This is a genomic window from Trebonia kvetii (genome assembly GCF_007827045.1).
GTDB classification, from domain to species: Bacteria; Actinomycetota; Actinomycetes; order Streptosporangiales; family Streptosporangiaceae; genus Trebonia; species Trebonia kvetii.
Genome location: NZ_RPFW01000002.1, coordinates 287,163 through 307,323 on the forward strand (window position 1 = coordinate 287,163; position 20,161 = coordinate 307,323).

General features: G+C 69.9%; 23 protein-coding genes. 14 read left to right on the forward strand and 9 right to left on the reverse strand.

What is annotated here, in order from left to right:
• Nucleotides 1–74: 74 nt before the first annotated feature.
• From EAS64_RS10010 to EAS64_RS10025, 4 genes are all read right to left on the reverse strand, one after another.
• A complete protein-coding gene (locus EAS64_RS10010) occupies nt 75–1,463 on the reverse strand; it encodes an outer membrane protein assembly factor BamB family protein (RefSeq protein ID WP_145852661.1) in 1,389 nt (462 codons plus the stop codon).
• 254 nt (nt 1,464–1,717) lie between these two features.
• The gene (locus EAS64_RS10015) at nt 1,718–2,128 is read right to left on the reverse strand and encodes a hypothetical protein (protein ID WP_145852662.1); all 411 of its coding nucleotides are present in this window, start codon (nt 2,126–2,128) and stop codon (nt 1,718–1,720) included.
• A 181-nt stretch (nt 2,129–2,309) separates the two neighbouring features.
• Nucleotides 2,310–3,140 (reverse strand): sugar phosphate isomerase/epimerase family protein, encoded by an 831-nt coding sequence (locus EAS64_RS10020; RefSeq protein ID WP_222849172.1) that lies wholly within the window; start codon nt 3,138–3,140, stop codon nt 2,310–2,312.
• The gene (locus EAS64_RS10025; protein WP_222849173.1) at nt 3,137–4,156 is read right to left on the reverse strand and encodes a Gfo/Idh/MocA family protein; all 1,020 of its coding nucleotides are present in this window, start codon (nt 4,154–4,156) and stop codon (nt 3,137–3,139) included. The genes EAS64_RS10020 and EAS64_RS10025 overlap by 4 nt, the downstream gene beginning before the upstream one ends.
• Before the next feature lie 62 nt (nt 4,157–4,218).
• On the opposite strand from EAS64_RS10025, the gene EAS64_RS10030 reads away from it, so the two are divergent.
• On the forward strand, nt 4,219–5,358 hold the full coding sequence (locus EAS64_RS10030) for an aminotransferase class V-fold PLP-dependent enzyme (protein WP_187365817.1): 1,140 nt from the start codon (nt 4,219–4,221) through the stop codon (nt 5,356–5,358).
• A gap of 53 nt (nt 5,359–5,411) precedes the next feature.
• Nucleotides 5,412–5,606 (forward strand): hypothetical protein, encoded by a 195-nt coding sequence (locus EAS64_RS10035; protein WP_145852666.1) that lies wholly within the window; start codon nt 5,412–5,414, stop codon nt 5,604–5,606.
• An 83-nt stretch (nt 5,607–5,689) separates the two neighbouring features.
• Here the strand turns inward: EAS64_RS10035 and EAS64_RS10040 are convergent, their stop codons facing one another.
• The gene (locus EAS64_RS10040) at nt 5,690–6,094 is read right to left on the reverse strand and encodes a VOC family protein (protein ID WP_145852667.1); all 405 of its coding nucleotides are present in this window, start codon (nt 6,092–6,094) and stop codon (nt 5,690–5,692) included.
• Between the two features lie 360 nt (nt 6,095–6,454).
• On the opposite strand from EAS64_RS10040, the gene EAS64_RS10045 reads away from it, so the two are divergent.
• Nucleotides 6,455–8,596 (forward strand): DEAD/DEAH box helicase, encoded by a 2,142-nt coding sequence (locus tag EAS64_RS10045; RefSeq protein ID WP_145852668.1) that lies wholly within the window; start codon nt 6,455–6,457, stop codon nt 8,594–8,596.
• On the opposite strand, the gene EAS64_RS10050 is transcribed toward EAS64_RS10045, so the two are convergent.
• Complete coding sequence (locus EAS64_RS10050; RefSeq protein WP_145852669.1) at nt 8,590–9,027, reverse strand: helix-turn-helix transcriptional regulator; 438 nt, start codon at nt 9,025–9,027, stop codon at nt 8,590–8,592. The two genes, EAS64_RS10045 and EAS64_RS10050, sit on opposite strands and share 7 nt — an antisense overlap.
• A 66-nt stretch (nt 9,028–9,093) precedes the next feature.
• Here EAS64_RS10050 and EAS64_RS10055 point away from each other — a divergent pair, with 66 nt between their 5' ends.
• Nucleotides 9,094–9,846, forward strand: coding sequence for a phosphotransferase (locus EAS64_RS10055; protein WP_222849174.1), 753 nt, complete (start codon nt 9,094–9,096; stop codon nt 9,844–9,846).
• 256 nt (nt 9,847–10,102) lie between these two features.
• Complete coding sequence (locus EAS64_RS10060) at nt 10,103–10,687, forward strand: DUF1062 domain-containing protein (protein WP_145852670.1); 585 nt, start codon at nt 10,103–10,105, stop codon at nt 10,685–10,687.
• Between the two features lie 3 nt (nt 10,688–10,690).
• Here the strand turns inward: EAS64_RS10060 and EAS64_RS10065 are convergent, their stop codons facing one another.
• A complete protein-coding gene (locus EAS64_RS10065) occupies nt 10,691–11,056 on the reverse strand; it encodes a YciI family protein (RefSeq protein WP_145852671.1) in 366 nt (121 codons plus the stop codon).
• 136 nt (nt 11,057–11,192) lie between these two features.
• On the opposite strand from EAS64_RS10065, the gene EAS64_RS10070 reads away from it, so the two are divergent.
• The 3 genes from EAS64_RS10070 to EAS64_RS10075 all read left to right on the forward strand — a co-directional run bounded on the left by EAS64_RS10070 (nt 11,193) and on the right by EAS64_RS10075 (nt 13,305).
• The gene (locus EAS64_RS10070) at nt 11,193–11,717 is read left to right on the forward strand and encodes a DinB family protein (RefSeq protein ID WP_145852672.1); all 525 of its coding nucleotides are present in this window, start codon (nt 11,193–11,195) and stop codon (nt 11,715–11,717) included.
• A 313-nt stretch (nt 11,718–12,030) separates the two neighbouring features.
• Nucleotides 12,031–12,192, forward strand: a complete 162-nt coding sequence (locus EAS64_RS43445; RefSeq protein ID WP_187365818.1) for a hypothetical protein — start codon at nt 12,031–12,033, stop codon at nt 12,190–12,192.
• A gap of 129 nt (nt 12,193–12,321) precedes the next feature.
• On the forward strand, nt 12,322–13,305 hold the full coding sequence (locus EAS64_RS10075; protein WP_246115614.1) for a YaaA family protein: 984 nt from the start codon (nt 12,322–12,324) through the stop codon (nt 13,303–13,305).
• Nucleotides 13,306–13,340: 35 nt separating this feature from the next.
• On the opposite strand, the gene EAS64_RS10080 is transcribed toward EAS64_RS10075, so the two are convergent.
• Nucleotides 13,341–13,565 (reverse strand): hypothetical protein, encoded by a 225-nt coding sequence (locus EAS64_RS10080; RefSeq protein WP_145852674.1) that lies wholly within the window; start codon nt 13,563–13,565, stop codon nt 13,341–13,343.
• A gap of 174 nt (nt 13,566–13,739) precedes the next feature.
• On the opposite strand from EAS64_RS10080, the gene EAS64_RS10085 reads away from it, so the two are divergent.
• The 5 genes from EAS64_RS10085 (at nt 13,740) to EAS64_RS10105 (ending at nt 19,023) form a co-directional block, all read left to right on the forward strand.
• A complete protein-coding gene (locus tag EAS64_RS10085; RefSeq protein ID WP_145852675.1) occupies nt 13,740–15,560 on the forward strand; it encodes a thiolase family protein in 1,821 nt (606 codons plus the stop codon).
• A complete protein-coding gene (locus EAS64_RS10090) occupies nt 15,553–16,410 on the forward strand; it encodes a DUF6999 family protein (protein ID WP_145852676.1) in 858 nt (285 codons plus the stop codon). The genes EAS64_RS10085 and EAS64_RS10090 overlap by 8 nt, the downstream gene beginning before the upstream one ends.
• 25 nt (nt 16,411–16,435) lie before the next feature.
• Nucleotides 16,436–17,629 (forward strand): MacS family sensor histidine kinase, encoded by a 1,194-nt coding sequence (gene macS, locus EAS64_RS10095; RefSeq protein ID WP_246115615.1) that lies wholly within the window; start codon nt 16,436–16,438, stop codon nt 17,627–17,629.
• Between the two features lie 17 nt (nt 17,630–17,646).
• Complete coding sequence (locus EAS64_RS10100; protein ID WP_145853485.1) at nt 17,647–18,300, forward strand: response regulator; 654 nt, start codon at nt 17,647–17,649, stop codon at nt 18,298–18,300.
• Between the two features lie 189 nt (nt 18,301–18,489).
• Nucleotides 18,490–19,023 (forward strand): hypothetical protein, encoded by a 534-nt coding sequence (locus EAS64_RS10105; protein ID WP_145852678.1) that lies wholly within the window; start codon nt 18,490–18,492, stop codon nt 19,021–19,023.
• A gap of 127 nt (nt 19,024–19,150) precedes the next feature.
• Here EAS64_RS10105 and EAS64_RS10110 read toward each other — a convergent pair whose 3' ends face one another.
• Complete coding sequence (locus EAS64_RS10110; protein WP_145852679.1) at nt 19,151–19,453, reverse strand: antibiotic biosynthesis monooxygenase; 303 nt, start codon at nt 19,451–19,453, stop codon at nt 19,151–19,153.
• A 96-nt stretch (nt 19,454–19,549) separates the two neighbouring features.
• Here EAS64_RS10110 and EAS64_RS10115 point away from each other — a divergent pair, with 96 nt between their 5' ends.
• Nucleotides 19,550–20,065, forward strand: coding sequence for a hypothetical protein (locus EAS64_RS10115; protein ID WP_145852680.1), 516 nt, complete (start codon nt 19,550–19,552; stop codon nt 20,063–20,065).
• Nucleotides 20,066–20,161 lie beyond the last annotated feature (96 nt).

Here is a 20,161-nt window from a genome sequence, read left to right on the forward strand (position 1 = left end):
AAGGCTTACTGGCGAATCTCGTCGGAGTATTCGCGTCGAGATGGAGCTTCTATAAGGGCGCTAATCTTCCACGATCATGGTTCCGTGGCCAGCGAGCCGGGCTCGCACTCGCGCGGGTTGAGCTCGATGTAGGTGCCAGAGTTGAAGACACCCGGCGGGGTCAGTACGGCCGCGGGCAGCGCGACCGCGGGATGGAGCTGCTTCCCGTTCTTCCGGTAGACGGCGTAGACCGAGGTGCCGGGCTGCGGGCTGAGCGGGCTGGAATTGACGAGCACCAGGGTGGGGCCGTCGGGCGCGAGGATGTACGCCGGGTCACCGGGCCGGGTCCATCGTAGCGCCCCGTTCTTCTGCTGCCGGTCGTACACGCGATCGACCGGGGGCCGGCCCGGGCCGGCCGCCGCGGCCTGAACGTAGACCAGGTCGGTGTGGAGCATCGCCAGCGCGCCCGGACGGCCGGATACGGACCAGCGCAGGCCCCTGGCCGTGTCCACCTCATAGATCCGGGCCGAGTCGGTGAAGGCGGCCACGCCGGGCGACGTCCACACGCCAGTTACCCAGTGCTTGACTTTGACCCGCCACAGGGTCTTGCCGGTGGCGGCGGCCAGGCCGGTCATCGGGAAAACGGTCGACTTGGGGCTGTTGCCGTAGCCGTTGGACAGCAGCACAGTCCCGCTGACCGCGGCCAGGTGCGGCTGGTTAGGTATGCCGGTCCTCCTCCACGCCCGCTTGCCCGTCGTATAAACGAATCCCGCGGCCGTGCCCGTGGTCGCACCCGGCGTGGCCGCGCCGGACACGGCGACGATGTAACCGCCCGCCCAGGCCAGCTGCGTGTTGTAGGAACCGTCGCGGGCTGGCCGGCCGAATTTCTGCCGCCACAGGACCCGGTTGGTGAAGAGATCGACGGCCACGATCGTGCCGCCGACCGCGAACCCGTACACGTTGCCGTTCGCGTTCACGTTCTCGGCGTAGCCGCCCAGGCTGATCCCCCACAGGGTCTTGCCGGTATTGGGGTCAAGCTCCACCAGGCGCTCGGTCGGCTTGCCCGCGACCGAGTACTTGACCAGGGTGTAGGCAGCCGTGGTCGACGCCCACAGGCCCGCGAAGGAAGCCGGCTCCCCGTTGACCGGGTTCAGGTGGATGTTCCACAGCCGGCCCCCTCCCGCGTTCCGGAAGGCGGTGAGGTCGCTGTCGCCCGCGAAGATGACGACGCCGGCCGCGTTCACCGGGCCCGGCAGCCCTCCGCCGGTCGGGCTCGCGGGCAGTGACCGTATCCAGCCCACGTGGCCCGCGTTGGTGACTGAGGTGCCCCAGGTGTCGGTGGGGCAGACAGTGGCATCCGTTCGGGATGACCCTGATCGTGCTGTTGCGCCACGTGCGCCCGCGGGGACCAGCGCCACGGCGAGGGCGGCCGCGACCGCTGCGAGGGCAACGGGGCCGCGCACGGCGAGCTTCCTTCTCGGCATGCTTGTAAGACGCCGAACGCGGGCGATTGGGTTGCGTCCGCGCGGGCGTGTTTCGCGCCAGGAACCCGGGAGTGCCGGCCGGGGACCCGTGTCCGACTCCGCCCGGGGTCGCCCGGGGCCGGGGCGGTCTGGCCGGGGCTAGCGGCAAGGCCAGTTAGTCAGGGTTTCTCGTCCGCTGGCAAATCAGCGGTGAGGATAGCGATGTCGATGGTGGCGTGGTTAAGTCTCGGGGTGGTATAAACGTCAGCTTCATGTCAGTCCGGCGTTGATTCCGGGGTGACGGTGACGGTCAGTCCCGTGCGACCGTAGGTGGTGTAGACGGCGCTGACGTCCGCCTGCGTGGCAACACCCACGTCGACGGTGTTGTTCACCGTGTCGATCGAAACGAGCGTGATGCCGCTCTCCGTCAGCGGGGTGGCGGTGATCTTCTGGTAGAGGGCATTCAGCTGGTTGTAGCTCAGCGGAACCTGGACGAAATCGATAGCCGAGTTCGCCGGAACCTCGCTGTTCACCAACTGAGTGACGGCGGCGGTCGGCGGGCTTGTCAGGGCAACCATGATGACGCCGGCGCCGGCCTGCTTGAACCAGACGCCGCCGAAGGAAGGCAGTGCAGAAAGAGCATCACCGACAGCGTTCACGTGATCGCCGAGCGCGTCACGCGCCACCAGTTCCGCCAGCTCAGAAGCCGTCACGGGAGTTCCCAGCTTGGTGTCGTTAAGACCAGGCTGGGACTCCAGGCTCCGAATGTAAGGGAGATCAGAGGCGGCGACGACGTCCGCCGGTGCGGATCTCCGTCAGCGGCACCCATGACAGACCTCCGAGCGAGCACGGAGCGATTCTGCTTGATCACTGCCAGCCGATCGACAGTTCGTTGAGTAGCCGCTTCAGCGCCTGGACGGCCTGCCGGAACTTGTCAGGGCCGCTGAAGCCGCCCTGGCGTCCGGCGAGGTCCAGGTGCGGCTCGAGCGACATGTACCCGGTGAAGCCCGAGTCGCGCAGGGCAGACAGCGTCTCGCGCATCTCCCCGTCGCCCTCGCCCGCCGGGGTGACCTCGCCGCCCGCCGCCCGCGCATCCTTGACCTGCAAGTACACCAGGTGCGGCCGGAGCAGCGGATAGGCCTCGGTGAACGGCCGCACCCCGCACTGCACGAAGTTGGCGGCATCGAACGTGGCCCGCAGCGCGGGGGAGCCCACGCTGGTGATCAGGTTGGCGCACCGCTCGGGGACGTCGCCGTAGATCTCCTTCTCGTTCTCGTGGGCGAGGATCAGGCCGCGCTCTTCCGCGATCCGCGCCAGGGCACCCATCCGGTCGATGACCTGCGTCCGGTAACGTTCCGGCGGCTCGCCGGCCGGCAGGTAGAACGAGAAGACGCGCACCAGCGTGGTGCCGAGTTCGGCGGCGATGTCCGCGATGCGGCGCATCCGGTCTAGTTCCGGTTCGAACGGCGCGCCGATCGGGATCTTGCCGATGGGGGAGCCGATCGCCGAGACCCGCACTCCCGCGCTGTCGATCGCGGCGCGGAACGCGGCCAGCTGGGCGTCGGTGAAGTCGGCGACATTCACCGACCACGCGCTGCGCAGCTCCAGGTGCGTGATGGATTCCGCGGCGAGCACGGCGAGCTGCTGCGCGGGGTCGGCGGAGATCTCGTCGGCGAACCCGCTGAGGGTGACGGTCACGGGGCGAGCCTCACCGGGCGGCCGGTGCGCGATGACTCGTAGACGGCGCGGACGATCTCCAGCGCGTCGCGGCCGTCTTGGCCGCTGACCGCGGGCTCGCGCCCCTCGGCGGCCGCCGCGAGCAGATCCGCGAGCTGCGCGGCGTGGATCGTGGCGTCCAGGCCGCCGGGGTCCGCCGCGGCCGGCGGCGCCGAGCCCGCGGCGCTGCCCGTGTCCACGGGCTCCCGCAGGGCGGCGCGGGCAAGCCGGCCGTCCTCGATCGTCACCGTGCCCTGCGTTCCGGTGATCTCCAGTCGCTGCGGGAAGCCGGGGTAGGCGGCCGTGGTCGCGCCGATCGTGCCGACCGCGCCGGAGGCGAACCTGACGACCGCGAGTGAGGTGTCCTCAACCTCGATTTCGTGCGTCTGCGTGGTGCACACCGCGGTGACCTCAATAACCGGTCCCATGCACCAGCGGAGCAGGTCGACGTAGTGGATGCCCTGGTTGAGCAGCGCCCCGCCGTCAAGCGCCCAGGTGCCGCGCCACGGCGCGCTGTCGTAGTACTCCTGGGTGCGGTACCACTTGGTGCTTGCCTCGCCGAGCACCAGGGTGCCAAGCGCGCCGTCGTCGATTAGCCGTTTCAGCGCGATGACACCCGGGTCGAAGCGGTGCTGCGACACCACCGTCAACGCCACGCCTGCCTCGCGCGCCGCGGCGAGCAGCCGGTCGGCGGCCTCCAGGGTGACGTCGATCGGCTTCTCGATGACCAGGTGCTTGCCCGCCTTAGCCGCGCGGATGCCGACCTCGGCGTGCTGGCCGCTCGGCACGCACACGCATACGACGTCGACGTCATTGCGGGCGAGCAGGTCATCGACACTGGGTTCCGCCGCGCAGCCGCGGGCGGCGGCGAACGCCGCGGCGGCACCGGCGGCCACATCGGTGACCGCGATCAGCCGGGCATCCGGCAACAGCTCGATAGCGTCAGCGTGGATGGCCGCGATGATGCCGGCGCCGATAATCCCGAAGCCACGGATCACGGCACCGAGGCTACAGGACCGCGCTGGCGGGGTCACGGGCGGCGTGGGACAGTATGTCGTTCATGGACTCCCTCCTCATCGAGGCCTTCGGACTCGACCCCGACGTCGTCCACCTCAACCACGGCGCGTTCGGTGTCGCGCCGGTCGCAGTGCGCCGGGCAGCCGCCGCCTGGCGTGAGCGCGCCGAGCGCAATCCGCACCGCTTCAACCGCGTCGAGCTACCCGGGCTGATCGCGGAGGCCCGCAAGCACGCGGCCGGATTCCTCGGCATCGACCCGGCGCGCGCGGCGTGGGTCCGCAACGTGTCCGAGGGAGTGTCCGCCGTGCTCGGCTCGCTCGCGCTGCGCCCCGGCGACGAGCTGGTGATCGGCACCCATGGCTACGGCGCGGTCCGCAAGGCGCTCGGTCATCACGCGGCGCGGTCGGGTGCCCGGGTTGTCGAGGCTGCCTTTGCGGTGGGCGCCGCGGACGACGAGATCGTGGCGGCGTACGCGGCGGCCTGCTCGCCGCGCACCCGGCTGGTCGTGGTCGACAGGATCACCTCGCCGACCGCCACCGTCATCCCGGTCGCGGCGGTGACCGCGGCGCTGTCTGACAGCGGGGCACTGGTGTTCGTCGACGCGGCGCACGGGCCGGGCCAGCTGGACGATGACATCGCGGCGCTCGGCGCCGACTACTGGATCGGCAACCTGCACAAGTGGGCCTACACGCCACGCGGCAGCGCCATCTTGTGGAGCAAGCCAGGCGCCGAGGTGGCGCCCACCGTGCTCAGCTGGCAGCTGGAGGACGGGTACGCGGCGGCCTTCGACTACCCGGGCACCTGGGACTACGCCGGCTGGCTGGCGGCCGCCGACGGCCTGGCGTACTGGAAGTCGGCCGGCGGCTGGACAGGCGTCGCCCGGCTCGCCGCCATGGCGGCCGACGGCCAGCGGACGGTCGCCGAGGCGCTCGGCGTCTCGCTGGAGCGGCTGCCCGCGCGCCCCGCGCCGGCCATGCGCCTTGTTCCGCTACCGAACGGGTTCGTGGTTTCACCTGACCAGACAGACTCGTTGTATGAGGCGTTGTCACGGCAGCGGATCGAGGTCGCGCCTGTCCACTTCGGCGGGGCCGGCTACCTGCGCATCGCGGCGGCGCCGTACAACACCGCGGGCGACTACGACCGGCTGGCCGGCGTGATGTGGGACCTGGCGTGCGGAGACTGACAACCGTTCGGCGTTATCATGCGGGCGGAGGGGGAGACAGTACCCGATCCCCGGTGGAGATGCACATGGCCGAGGCCAGGCGGCCCGCGCACTGCCGGCACTGCGCAGGCGACGGCTGCTCCGGTGACTGCATTCTCGATGAGTACCGGTGCATCCACGGCTGGAACGGAAAGCACCCGCGGCAGTTCCAGTGGGGGATGCTGCTGTCCCGGCGATGGTGGCATCAGGCGCTGTGGGGCAGCCACTGAGCTGTGCCTGCCTGAGCTGTGCCTGCCGCGCCGTCATCGCGTGACGGCGCGGGCAGGCGGCCTGGTAGGAAGATTCCCGAGCGTCAGCCGAGCGGCTGACTGAGCCGCAGGTGGTTGCCGCTCGGGTCGCGGACGGCGGCGTCGCGGACGCCATAGACCTGGTCGATCGGCTCCTGGAGAATCTCCGCCCCGGCGGCGCGCAGCGACTCGAAGGTCTTGTCCAGGTCGTCGACCTGGATGAAGACTGCCAAGTCTCCCTTGGCGACAAGCTCGCGCATCGCCTGCCTGTCGGCCGGCGGGATGTGGTGGTCGACCGCGGCGAGCAGCAGGTCGTGATCGCTGCCGGGAGCGCGGATGGTGAGCCAGCGCATCTCTGGCCCCATCGGGACGTCGTCGTGGACCTCGAAGCCGAGCCGCTGCGTGTAAAAGGCGAGCGCCTCGTCCAGGTCGGTGCAGTACACGGGCGTGTGCGTAATGGAGAGTGCCATGGATGTGACCCTACGCAGGGTCGGCCGGTGACGCTTCTCCGATCCTGCATGGCTGCGCGGTGACGCGGGGCAGGGCCGGGAATTCCCCGCCCTTGCCGTTGTTGATAGTGTGAAGGCGGTTGAGATCAGCACGGGACGTCAGACGACTTTCCCGGTGTCGTGATCACCAGCCCATCCGCCGGCGGCTTCGGGTCGGCGTGAAATGCTTGCCGTGGCCAGCTGCGTCGATCCTCGGAGATCCGCAAGCCGGCCAGGCACCCGAAGCAACAGGCCCGCTGCCTGGGCCGTACCCCGCGGCTTCAGCGGGGCTGCGCGGCATGCTGCCGAGCTCAACGAGCCAGGCAGCCAGAGGAGGAGTTTGTGGCTCAAGCAGGCCAGCGCCAGAAGGGCGCTCGCCGTACCGTCCCGCACCGGCAGCAGCGCGTCCGCCGCCGCGACGACGTCGTATCAGTGCTTTCCAGGACCGTGCGGGAGGTCGAGGCGGCCGCCAGGCGCGGCCGGGTGACGCCTGCCGTGCGTGCGAAGTTCCAGGCCGTCGCGATGCTGCTGCGGGACGAGCGTGCCCGTGTCCGGACGGCGCCTGGGAGTAACTCTCATCGGAGTGAGCAGCTCAAACGCCTGGAAGGCATCGCAGCCATCCTCGCGGCGACCGCCGTCGGTGACGCTGGGCTGCTCGCGCTGCTCGCCGAGGACGCCACCATCTCCGACGCTGCCCGGTCGCTCAAGAGGCAGATGGAGCAGGACCTCGGCATCGAGCCGGCGCCGCAGGAGGTCGCGCAGCCGGAGCCCGCGACCGCTCCCGCCGCACCGGAGTCGCGGATCGTGCCGCAGTCGGTGATCTCCAGGAAGCTGGCCAATCCCTTCCTCGCCCCCGACTTCTCCGCCGTGCCGCAGCGCGCCTCCCGTCCGCGCCGCCTGGCCAACTGGGAAGTTCTCGGCCCGCTGTTGAATTCCTTCGAGCGGGCCGGCGCCGGAGCGCCCGCGTGCATGGCTCTCCCCTCGCCGACGGCGCGGTTTACCCCGGCGGGCCTGGAATTGATGCCGCATCAAGGGCAGCTGGTCGCCGCGGCCGCTGCCGGTCACCGGACGTTCCTGCTCGCCGACGAGCCCGGTCTGGGCAAGACGGCCCAGGCGCTGCTCGCCGCGGAAGCGGCGAACGCCTACCCGCTGCTCGCGGTCGTGCCGAACGTCGTCAAGACCAACTGGGCACGTGAGGCGGCCCGCTGGACGCCGCACCGCCCCGTCACCGTGGTGCACAGCGACGGCGAGACTGTCGACGGCTTCGCCGACATCGTCGTACTCAACTACGAGATCCTCGACCGCCACCGTGGGTGGCTGGGTGATTTCGGCTTCCGCGGCATGGTGGTAGACGAGGCTCATTTCATCAAGAACAAGACCTCCCAGCGCTCCCAGCACGTTCTGGCGCTCTCCGACCGCATCCGGCGTCGGACGGTGCGGCCCCTGCTGATGGCGCTGACCGGCACCCCGCTGATCAACGACATCGAGGACTTTCTGGCGATCTGGCAGTTCCTTGGCTGGATCGATGACAGCGAGCCACTCGGCGAGCTGGCAGACGCGCTTGAGGACACTGGCCTGACCCCCGCCGACCGGGGCTTCCACGCCGCGGCGCGCCAGTGCGTGATCGACCTCGGCGTCGTTCGAAGGCGCAAGGTCGACGTGGCGGCCGACATTCCCGCCCGGCGCATCGCCGACCTCCCCGTCGAGCTGGACGGGCGGGCCGGCCGGTCGATCCGGGCGGCCGAGCGGGACCTCGCCGCCCGGATGGTGGCCAGGTATGAAACAGCGCTCGCGAACCGGACCAGTGACGTGCCCGCCGATGGCATCGACCACGAGCTGGTCCGCCGGGTGGCCCGGGCCGAGCTGAAGGACGCGACGGCCGCGCAGTCCGGCGAAAACGTGTTCACCATGATGCGGCGCATCGGCCAGGCGAAGGCGGAACTGGCCGCGGACTACGCGGCGCAGCTGGCCCGCAGCGCCGGCAAGGTCGTCTTCTTCGCCAAGCACCTGGACGTGATGGACGCGGCAGAAGAGTCCTTCACCCGCCAGGGTGTGCGCTTCTCCTCGATCCGCGGCGGCCAGACGACGGCGGGGCGGCAGGCGAGTGTCGACGCCTTCGTGAACGACCCGGACGTCGCGGTCGCGGTGTGCTCGCTGACCGCGGCGGGCGTGGGCCTGAACCTGCAGGTCGCATCGAACATCGTGCTGGCCGAGCTGTCCTGGACCAACGCGGAGCAGACCCAGGCCATCGACCGCAGCCACCGCATCGGCCAATCCGAGCCGGTCACCGCGTGGCGCATCATCGCCGCGCAGACCATCGACACCCGGATCGCCGAGCTGATCGACAGCAAGGCCGGGCTTGCCGCCCGGGCGCTTGACGGATCGGACGAGGAGGTTTCCTCGTCGGCCGAGGTGCAGCTCGATGTGCTGGCCGCGCTGCTGAAGGATGCGCTGCTGACGGCGGATCCAACGCTAGCTCACTGAGGGCCGGTGAGGACCTCTTCGCCGATCCTGCATGGCTGGGCGATCCATCCCGGGCGCGCCCAGGCGCGCGTCATGCACGGCGGGACAGGCACGAGCCGCGAGTGGTCACGCGCCTTGTAGGCGGATGGCGGCTCGCCGACAAGGCGGGCGAACGTGGAGCTGAACGAGCCGAGCGAGGTGAATCCCACCGCCATGCAGACGTCCGTCACCGACAGGTGGCCGTGGCGCAGCAGCGCCATCGCCCGTTCCACCCGCCTGGCCTGCAGGTAGCCGTACGGCGTGTCGCCGTACGCCTCGCGGAACCGGCGGGCGAACAGCGACGGCGACATCAGCGCGGCGCGCGCCATCGTCGGGACGTCAAGCGGCCGCGCGTACTCGCGGTCGAGCAGGTCCCGTGCCCTGCGCAGGTGCGCAAGCTCGCCTGCCTCCATGCGACGACCGTACACCAGCGCGTTATCCGTTATGGCGCGGGAAGTCGCTGCGGCAGACTGGTGGGGGTGAAGGATCAGCAGCCTGGCCCTGTCGTGGTCGACGGTGCCGTCGTCCGCCGCCCGGCCGGCCCGTGGACGGTGGCCGTGCACGCCCTGCTTGATCATCTGGAGCGGGCCGGATTCAGCGGCAGTCCGCGCGCGGTCAGCGCCGACGGCGAGGACGTCGTGACGTACACCCCCGGTGAGTCCGTCCACCCGCACGCATGGAGCGATGAGGGTGTCTTCCAGGTCGGCTGCCTGCTGCGCGGCCTGCACGAGGCGACGGCCAGTTTCGTGTCGCCGCCGAATGCGGCCTGCTATCCCTGGCCGTTCGCCAGCGACGCGCCGGACGCGATCCTCAGCCACCGCGACACCGGGCCGTGGAACATCGTGGCCAGGGACGGGCTGCCCGTCGCGTTCATCGACTGGGTGACGGCGGGCCCGGCTGATCCGCTGGCGGAGATCGCGGCCACGGGCTGGCTGAACGCGCAACTGCACGACGACGACATCGCCGAGCGCCAGGCATTGCCGGACGCGCGCGCCAGGGCCGCGCAGCTACGCCGTTTCGCCGATGGCTACCGGCTGACGGCCGCCGGCCGGCGGGGCCTGGTCACGGCGATGATCGAGTACGCCATCCGGGACAGCGCCGCCGAGGCGGCTCAGGCCGGCGTTACGCCGGAGGCCGGTGATTGCGACGCGCTGTGGGCCATCGCCTGGCGCGCACGGTCGGCTGCCTGGATGGTCCGGCACCGGGCACTGCTGGAGAACGCACTGACCTGAGCCTCGGCAGGAAAATCGGTTGAGCCTTCCTTCGGCGTTCCCGTACGGTTGCCCGCAGCGTGTCGCTGTGAGGACAGTCGCTGTGAGGACAAAGGACAAAACCGCATGACCACGCCTGCTCTGTAGATCTGACACCTTCTTCCGTTCGCTGGTCGCCGACGCTCCCGTCGGTTCTGCCGGGCTGCCGTCGCGCGCCCGGTCCTGCAGCGTGTGAGGCCGCGCGCGTACTCGGCCTCGTGTCAGGTCTAGAGAGATCATGTCTTCACAACCTCATACCGTGCTGCCCTGGGTCGTTCGCCGGACCAGGCTGCCGCTGCTGACAATGCGGTGCGCGGGCTGCCGGTCGGAGTCGGCCACCGCGGGCGCGGGGAGGTTTCGCGTCAACGCTAACGGCAAGCTGCTTGACGTGTGGCTGCTTGTCCGCTGCGTATCGTGCGATCGGACGAGCAACCTCACCGTGCATGAACGAGCGCCGGTCGGCTCCTTCGATCCGGCCGAACTCCACGGCTACCACGTCAACGATCCGGAACTGGTGGCGTCCACGCTGCTTGATCCGCTGCTCGCCCGGCGCAACCGCTTCACCCTGGACTGGACGGACGCCTGGCAGCTGGACACTCCGCCGGCATCGCCTGGCGTGGCGTGGCCGGTCCAGGTCCGGGTCGTCTTCGAGGATCCGGTTCCGGTGCGCCCAGAACGGCTCATCGCGCGCGGGCTCGGCCTCAGCAGGAGCGAGGTGCTGCGCCGGATCAAGTGCGACATTCCGCTGCGCCGTCCCACGAGCACCGGATTCACCTTCACCGTGATGGATCACGCCGTGGGACCGTTCGGCCAGCACGGGTAGCGGTCAGCGTCGGCTGCCCGCCTGGCGGAGCATCGCGTCGAGCTCAGGGTCGGGCCCGAGCGCCCGGACCTCTTGCGGGCAGCGGCAGGCGACGGCGATCTTGGCAGCCCATGCCAGCGCCTCCTCGCGTGAGGGCACCTCGACGACCGTGACTCCGCCGATGGCCTCCGGATAGGGGCCGTCGGTGACCGTCCCGTCGGTGGCCACGATGCTCGCCCGCTGGTCTTCCAGTCCGCCGGCGAGTAGGTACACGCCGGCGTTGATGGCCTCCTGGCAGACCGCGTGCGCGGCCTTGGCCACGGCAGGCAGGTCCTCCTCGGGGATGTGGTCCATGGCGTGGGCGCCGAACGAGATCAGGTACGCCGTCATCCCATGACTCCCTTGTTCCGCGGCTTCCTCCGGCCGCCTCTCACCTGTTATATGACGGCTCGATCCGGCTCGCACGTGTAGCCGGGGGGCCGCAATTCGCTCGCGACCCAGTCAACCCCCGGCATAGGGTGCCGTTATGGCCTGGACTGCACCTGACATCGAGCGCTCAGAGCATTATCCGGAGCGCCGCAACGAACCCGAACTGGAAATGCTCCGCGACTGGCTCGACTGGCACCGGGCGACGCTGCTGCGCAAATGCGCGGGACTGGACGCCGCACAGCTGGCCACGCGGGCCGTGCCGCCGTCGAACCTCTCGCTGCTCGGACTGGTCCGGCACATGAGCGACACCGAGCGGGGGTGGGTCAGGCAGACCTACCGGGCGGAGCAGGCGCCCGACCTGTACTACCGGGCCGATGCTCCGGACGCGGACTTCGCGGAAGCCGACCCGGCCGCCGCCGAGGAGGACTTCGAGCGCTACCTGGCCGAGTGCCGTGCCGTCGACGCCGCGCTCGAGGGCGCGGAGCTGGATGAGACGTTCACCCTCGGGGAGAAGACGATCTCGGTGCGCTGGATGTGGCAGCACCTAGTGGAGGAATACGCACGGCACAACGGGCACGCCGACCTCATCCGCGAGGTCATCGACGGCTCCACCGGCCTTTAAGCCGACAGGTCAGGCCTTGGCCGTGGGCTTGAGGTCGCATCATTCTTCCGCCGGCCAGTCCGTTACAATCTTTGCAACTCGTTAAGACGCGCGTACGATGCTCGCATGGCGAAGATGACCGAGCAGGCACCGCCGGCCTTACCTGGCGTGCCCGGGTGATGGTGGATGAGCACGCGGATCAGCATGGCGGACTGGCCCGAGTCCGAACGTCTCGACTACATGCGCGAGGCGTCTGCGCCTGCTTGTCGACCTCGCCCTGTCCCCGCGCGATCCCGTTTACTACGCATGGACCAAGGCGGTCGACCGGCGCGCCGTGCGCGCCGCGATGGACCGGGTGAAGGCGTGGAACACCCGGCTCACCGCACGGGCCCTCGACGGCCTCGAGGCCATCGGCGGGATCACCGTCTACGGGCCGCGCGACCCCGCGAGGCGGACGGCGCTCGTCGCGTTCACCTGGCCGGCCGCGACCCGGTGAGCGTGGCCGAGGCGCTGAACCAGGCGGGCGTCGAATCCCGGGCCGGCTGTCACTGCGCCACCCTCGCCCACCACGCGCGGCCTGACGCCGCCCGCCAGCTGCCGCCTCAGCTTCGCCTTCTACAACAGCATGGACGACGTCGACCAGGCGGTCGCCGCGGTCGCCGATGCCGCCGCCGGGCACGTCTCCCGGCAGGCAGCGGGCCGTGGTCGCCTGACGGAAGCCCGGCGGCCGGCTCGACCGGCCGCTAATGGCGCCGGTTCGGCTGGCCGGCGGTTTCCCGCTAGGGTGGGCCGCGATCTCATCGGCCTATCACGGAACTGCCCCACGATGCTTATCCTCATCCCGCCATCGGAGACCAAGGCAGTCCCGGTTGCGTCGCCCCCTGTCGAACTCGCTTCGCTGGCGCTGCCCGAACTCGCGCCCGTGCGGACCAGGCTGATTAAGGCACTGGCCCGCCTGGCCCGTGGCCGGGCGCCAGCCGCGCTTGACGCACTGGGCCTGAGCGAGAGCCAGGCTGGTGAGCTGGCCCACAACCGGGAACTGCTCTCGGCGCCCGCCGGCCTGGCGGCCGAGGTGTATACCGGCGTGCTCTACGACGCACTCGAGCTGCCCGCCCTGCACCGCAGGGGCGTCGTGACGGATCAGCTGCTGATCTTCTCTGGCCTGTGGGGAGTGCTCCGGCCTGGTGACCGGATCCCGCACTATCGTTGCTCGGCCGGGGTGAAGCTGCCCGCACTTGGCTCGGTGTCAGCGGCCTGGCGCAAGGCACTGCGCGCCCCGCTGGCCGCGCATGCCGGCGATCAGCTGGTCGTGGACCTGCGGTCGGGCGCGTACGCGGGCCTGTGGGTGCCCGGAGGCAATGCTGTCACCGTCCGAGTGCTCCACGAGCGGGAGTCCGGCGGCGTGGTCAGCCGTTCCGTGGTCTCGCACTTCAACAAGGCGACGAAGGGGCGGCTCACCCGGACGCTACTGGAATCCGGTGAGCAGCCAGCCAAGCCGGACGAGTTCGCCTGGCTGGTGCGCTCGCTTGGCTACCTGGTCGAGCCGGGGCCTGCGGGTACCCGCCCGGATGCCCCGGTGGCGCTGGACATCGTCGTCCGCGAACTCTAATACTGGGCGCTGTACTAGCCCGAATGTCGTCCGGTTCAGCTCTCCCGACTCTCGGCAAGGTGTTTCTGGGCCCGAACCGCAAAGGCTTCCAGGCTTTGGTCTTGGTACCCTTCACCCGTTGGTTCGCCGATGCTGAGGTCAAGTTGTGTATGGACGGCACCGACCTTCAGACCGATCACTTCAATCTCAAGAGCGGTGCAGAAAGCGGGGGCTTCGGTCTGAAGGATGTGGTAGACGTCATTGTACTCGTCAGCCGTCATGAAGATATTAATGGCACCCGATGAGAACTGCAGCCAAACAACGGGACGCCCTAAGCGGCATTGCGCCTATGCCAGCCCGCCGCGCTGAGTACCGGTACCTAGTGCCAATCACGTGGGTTAGTTGAGTAGGTCAGCCCATGCCCGGCCGGTTAGCCGCATGACTGAATGAATGTCATGAACGACGCCTACATCACCGCTACCGCCGCTTTCCTGCCCGGCGATCCGGTCGACAACGAACAGCTCGCCGCCCGGTTCGGTGCGGACACCCGGCGGTCCGCCGCGTTGCGCAGGCGGACGCTGGCGGCGAACGGTATCAAGACGCGGCACTACGCCGTGGACGAGACCGGCATGACGCTGATGCTCAACGAAGAGCTGGCGGCGGAGGCCGCCAGGCGGGCGCTGGCGGACCGGGGCCTTCGCCCACAGCAGGTGTCCATGCTTGCCACCGGCACCACCCAGGGCGACCTGCTCGTTCCGGGGTTCGCGTCGATGGTGCACGGCCGGCTGGGCGGCGGCCCGATGGAGCTGCTGTCGGCCGCCGGGGTGTGCGCCTCGGGCATGGCAGCGCTCAAGGCTGCCGTGTCCGCCGTGCGGCTTGGCGAACACCCGGTGGCGGTGGCGGTCGGCTCCGAGCTGGTGAGCCGTTCGTTCGGCGCCGGCGCGGCGGAAACGCCGGACACCAGCTTCCTGCGCTGGACGCTGTCCGACGGCGCGGGGGCGGTCGTGCTTGAATCGCGGCCACGGCCCGATGGCCTCAGCCTGCGGGTGGACTGGATGCACCTGGTCTCCCACGCGCACAGCCACCCCGTGTGCATGAGCGCGGGGCTTGGCGAGGAGCTCACGCCGGCGGCGGGCGGCACCTGGCTCGACTCGCGGGACGGCACAGCAAGCGCGGAGTTCACCCGTCCCAGGCTGCGCCAGGACATGTCGGCGCTGCCCGCCCTGGTCGACATGGGGGTCGCCGAGTTCGAGGCGCTCGTCAAGGCGGGGCGGATCGACCCGGACACCGAGCACATCCTGTGTCACTACAGCGCGGAGCATTTCCGCGCGACGCTGCTCGACCGGCTGCGCGATGCCGGATACGCCCCCGAGGACAAGCGCTGGTTCACCAACCTGCACACGGCGGGCAACACCGGGGCGGCGAGCATCTTCGTCATGCTCGACGCGGCGCGCGACCGCATGAACCCCGGTGACCGGGTGCTGCTGATCGTTCCGGAGTCGGGCCGCTTCACCATGGCCTTCGCCCAGCTGACCTGCGTTGGCCCCGACGGCGGGCCGAGCCAGGCGGAGCTGGCGTCATCACCGCTCGGCGAGCCGTCGCCCGGCGACTCACGGGGTGTTACCCGGGTGTTCCGCGAACTGGCCGAGGTGTGGGCGGAGCTACAGCGGACCCTGGCCAGGGTGCCGGTCGTGCGGCGGATCGAGGACGGCTCGGCGACGCTTGAGGACTACCGCAGGCTGCTGCTCAACCTGCGCCAGCAGGTCGTCGACGGCGGCCGGTGGATCTCGCTTGCCGCCGCGAACTTCTCTGTCGAGCTGTTCTGGCTGCGCAGCGCCGCCATCAGCCACGCCGCCGATGAGCACCGCGACTACCAGCTGCTCGAACGCGACTACGCGGCAGTCGGCGGCGACCAGGGGCTGACGGGCACGACGAGCGCGAATGTCGGCTCATCGGCGCTGTCCGCGTTCGTCTTCCACCGGGCCGGGCAGCCCGATCCCGTCGACCTGCTCGGCGCGATGTTCATCATCGAAGGTCTCGGCGTGCGGAACGCGGCCGGCTGGGCGAACTGTCTTGCCGCGAGCCTTGGCCTGCGCGACGACCAGCTCAGCTTCCTGAGATACCACGCGGAAGGCGACAGCGAGCACTTCGGGCTGCTCACCGCCGCGCTCCGCTCCGGGCTTTTCGACGATGCCGCGATGAACAGGATCGTGAAGACCGCGCGGGTGACGGCGCGGCTCTACGCACTGCAACTGGAGGAGCTCGATCATGTCTGAGCTAGCCGCGCTTTCCCTGTGGCCGGTCATGACCGCCGATCCCGCGATCCCGATGGACCCGGCCACCCTGCGCCTGGTGATCAGCGACCAGCGGCGCCCCAGCCGCGCCCTGCTCTACCCGTGGATCAGGGTGGCGTCCCGGGTGGCCGTCACGCTCATCGTCGTCGGCAAGCGGCTCTGCCCGGTCCGGTTCGCCGCGCACGCCACGATGGACCGGCTGTGCCTGTGGTTCCTGCGCCGGTTTGTCTCCCCGGCTGCCGTTTCCCTGCTGATCAGGCATTTCGTCGTGGAGACGAACCTGCTGAACTTCTGCGCGCGGAACGCGCGCCTGCCCGGCGCCGCGGCGGTCGGGCTGCGCCCGGTCACGCTGGCCGATCTCGGCGACCGCGCGGTGATCGAGCACGACCTCAACGTGTACCGGGTGCTGTCCGCCCTCGGCAGCGCCCGCGGGCCTGCCCGGCCGCGCGACGACCTCGATTTCAGCATGCTCGAGGTCCCGGAGATAGATCCCGAGCCCGGCACCCGCCGTCTGCTTAACCTGGATATCCAGACCGCGTTGTGCCTGATGAATATCCCGTTCGCCTTCTGCCTGACCCCGGCGGAGTACCGGCGGGCCGTGCACTCGCTGCGGCTGGACACCTCACTGCTGACCGTGCTTGCCGCCCTCACCGGCGATGACGCGTTTTTCCGCTGGCGGGCGACCCTGCCCCCGGTGCGCGTCGACAGCAACGTCGACGTCCCGGCCACGGTGTACGAGCACGCGCTGATCTGCGAATTCGCGCTAGCCCGGCTCTGCCGGCTGCGCGACTCGGCAGCGGGTTCACACCTCTCGCCGCTCAATGACCGCTAAGGCAATTCAATGTAGCTTGGTGATTGTGACGGTGACCGCCGCCTCCGCGGCTGCCAAGCGCTCATTCTCCGAGCCACTATGGCGGGCGCTGGCCGTCTTCCGGTTCGTGAGCGTCGGTTATGCCGCCCTGCGGCTCGCGTTTATCGACCGATCCGAATACAGTCAGCCGGCCTGGGCCTGGGTGGTCATCGCGGTGATGGCGGCGTGGACGGTCGTCACCACCATCGCCTACGCGCGGCCCGCGCGTCGCACGCCGCTGCTGCTTGGCGCCGACCTCGCGGTCACCGTCGCCATCATGATGAGCACAATGCTGCTGCAGTATCCCGTCGCCACCGTGCACGGGGCGCTGCCGGTGACCGCGACCTGGATGGCGGGTCCGGTCCTGGCCTGGGCCATCAGGTACGGCAGGCGGGCAGGCACGATCGTGGGACTGATCGTGGCCGGCTGCGATTTCGCGCTGCTGCGTCACGCGGCGCTCAGCACCGCACTCAACGGGGCGGTGCTGCTTGTGCTCTCCGGATGGAGCGTCGGCCACCTGGCCAGGCTGAGCGCCGAGCTAGCGGCACAGCGCCAGCGCGCCACCGAGGTCGAAGCGGCCAGCAGGGAGCGGGAGCGCCTTGCCCGCGACATCCACGACTCGGTGCTGCAGGTGCTGGCTCTCGTGCAGCGGCGCGGCGCGGAAGCGGGTGGCGCGGCGGCAGAACTCGGCCGGCTGGCCGGCCAGCAGGAAGCCGCGCTGCGGGCGCTGGTGGGCGGAACCTGGGACGGCGACCAGGCGAGCGGCGACGTGGATCTGTGCCAACTGGTCCTGCCCGCGCAGACTGATCGCGTGACGATTTCGGTACCCGCACCGCCGGTGCTGCTTGGCGGCGCGGCGGCCGCCGAGCTGACCGCCGCGGTGCAGGCGGCGCTCGATAACGTGCGGCGGCATTGCGGTGAGCAGACCCGCGCGTGGGTGCTGATCGAAGACGAGCCAGACCTGGTCCGGGTGACGATCCGCGACGACGGCCCGGGAATCCCCGACGGCCGGCTGGCCGAGGCGGCGGCGGCCGGGCGACTCGGGATCAGCCATTCGATTCGCGGACGGCTGCGCGACCTCGGTGGTTCGGCCGTCATCAGCTCAGCGGTCGGCGAGGGCACCACGGTGGAGCTCTGCCTGCCGCGGGCGTCGGGCCGCCCGGTGGCGGCGGCACAGGCAACAGCTAGGGTGCGGACGTGAGCGTTCCTATCCGAGTCATGGTGGTGGACGACCACCCAATGTGGCGCGACGCGGTCGCCAGAGATCTCACGGAGGCCGGGTACGACGTCGTCGCCACGGCGGCCGACGGCACGCAGGCGCTGCGCATCGCGGGTGCGGCCCGGCCGGACGTGGTGGTGCTCGACCTGCAGCTGCCCGACATGTCAGGCGTCGAGGTGACCCGCGGTCTGCAGGCGGTTTACCCAGCCGCGCACGTGCTTGTCCTGTCGGCGAGCGGCGAACAGCAGGATGTGCTCGACGCGGTGAAAGCCGGCGCGGTCGGCTACCTGCTGAAGTCAGCGGCGCGCCAGGAGTTCCTTGACGCGGTGCGGCGCACGGCGAGCGGCGACGCGGTGTTCACCCCCGGGCTCGCCGCGCTCGTGCTCGGTGAGTTCCGGCGGCTGTCAGAAGTGCCGGCCGGCGTCGGCAAGGGCGTACCGCAGTTGTCCGAGCGGGAGACCGAGATCCTCCGGATGGTCGCCACTGGCATGTCCTACAAGCAGATCGCCACCCGGCTCGTCCTGTCCCACCGCACCGTGCAGAACCACGTGCAGAACACGCTGGGCAAGCTCCAGCTGCACAACCGGGTCGAGTTGGTGCGGTACGCCATCGAGCACGGCCTTACGGGCGAATCCGAGTCGAGCGGCGACTAACCGCAGGCCGCGGGCGGCTGCCGTACCACGGCCAGCGCGGCATGAGGCGGTCAACGGATTGGCGTCCGGTTGGTCCGCTGAACACCTAATTGGCACAGTTTCTCACACATCAAACATTTCTCCGCCTGCTCAAACGGAAGCGGCGCATAATCGCCGCGGAGTTCCACTAAGACAGGGGAGGCAGTTGAAATGAAAAAGAAAGTCCTGATCGCCGCCGGGGTTATTGCGGCGATGCTCGCATCCGCGGGCGCGGCCGTGGCGGCGACCGCCGTGAGTTCCGCGCCCGTCACTGGCAAGGCCTGCGTGACCGCGAGCGGCCAGCTCAGGCTGACCTCGAAGACAGGCACGTGCGGCACCGGCCAGAAGGCGACGACCGTCCTGGCGAAGGGCGGCCCGGGCACCGCCCTTGGGTACGCGCACATCCTGCCGGGCGGTGCGTTCGACGCATCCCGCTCCTACAACGTCAAGGCGTCCAACGTGGTGTCGAACCGCGTCGGCTTCACCTGCTTCCGTGGCCTCGGCTTCACCCCGCACAACGGCGCGGTCACGCTCGACTACAACGGGCTCTTCAATGGCCAGCTCCCGCAGGCAACGCTCATGATGCCGGCGCAGCCGAAGCTCTGCGGACTGACCTCCGCGCAGGCCGAGGTCTTCACCGGCCTGGTTACCCCGGGGACCAACACCCCCGGCGCCAAGCTCGGCTTCTACATCGTCTTCTACTGATAACCCGGGGACCGCACGGTCTGCGCGAAGCGCACAGGCCGGATATCCGCCGATGAGCTCGTGGCCGGGCGCGTGCCCTCGATGAGGGTTATCCGCGCCCGGCTCCTGGCCTGCCCCTCGCCTGAGATCAGCCGGCCGCCGACGGGACGCGCTCGGTCACGACGGCGTACAGCCGCGGGACCGAATGCCGCACCAACTGCGCCTGGGCTTGCGGGCTGTTCATGATCTGACCGAGCTTCGGCAAGAACGCCCGCGCGGCCGTCTCGTCACGGAACTCCAGGGCGATGAGGACCTCGTTCGGCTCGGTGACGCTGCGGCTCACCCGGTAGGACTGCACCCCTTGCTCGGCCCGGAACCGCTCGTACTTATCGAAGTTCGCCTTCCAGGTGTCGAAGTCCTCGACCGTGTTCTCGATGTGGACGGTGGTCATGTTTCCTCCTCGGATCGGTGTAAGACCAGACTGCGCCGATGACACGCGCCGTCCTATCCCAGATCCGGGGGATCTTTGCCGCCCTATGCTGAGCTGATGGCGGCCTCACACGAACTGGCCGACCGGGCGGCGGCCGTGTGCCGTCGGCCGCTGCCGGCCAAGGCGCTCCGCGAGGAACTCGTCGCGCTGGTGCGCGGGGCCGTCCCGTTCGGCGGGTACAACTTCCCGCTCACTGACCCGGTATCGCGCGTCGGCACCTCGCCGCTGGCTGACGTGCCCGGCCTTTCCTGGCCACGGCTGCCCGAGCTGATCCGCTCCCGGTACCTCACTCCGTACTGCCGCTGGGACCGCGTGCTTGAGGCGGGAGTCACGGCCACCTCGCTGATGCGCGAGACGCACGGGCATCCCGACCGGTCACTGGTCTGGCGCGACGTGCAAAGCCAGCTCGGCGTCAGCGACACCGCGATCGTCGTATTCGCCGACCGGCACGGCTGCTGGGGCCTGCTCGACCTGTGGCGCATCCGCAGGCCCTGGCGTAGATGTCCAGGCGGTCCGCCGCGGTGCTCGGCTCTATCGACACGGCGATGTCCTCGCCAAGCCGCGACCCTTTGACCGTCACTCGCCAAGACCGGAGCCCGCACCCGGCAGCTCCTCCTCGCCCGCGGACTGGGCACGCGGTAACGGCGCTCCGCCCTGTCGTCAACTCGA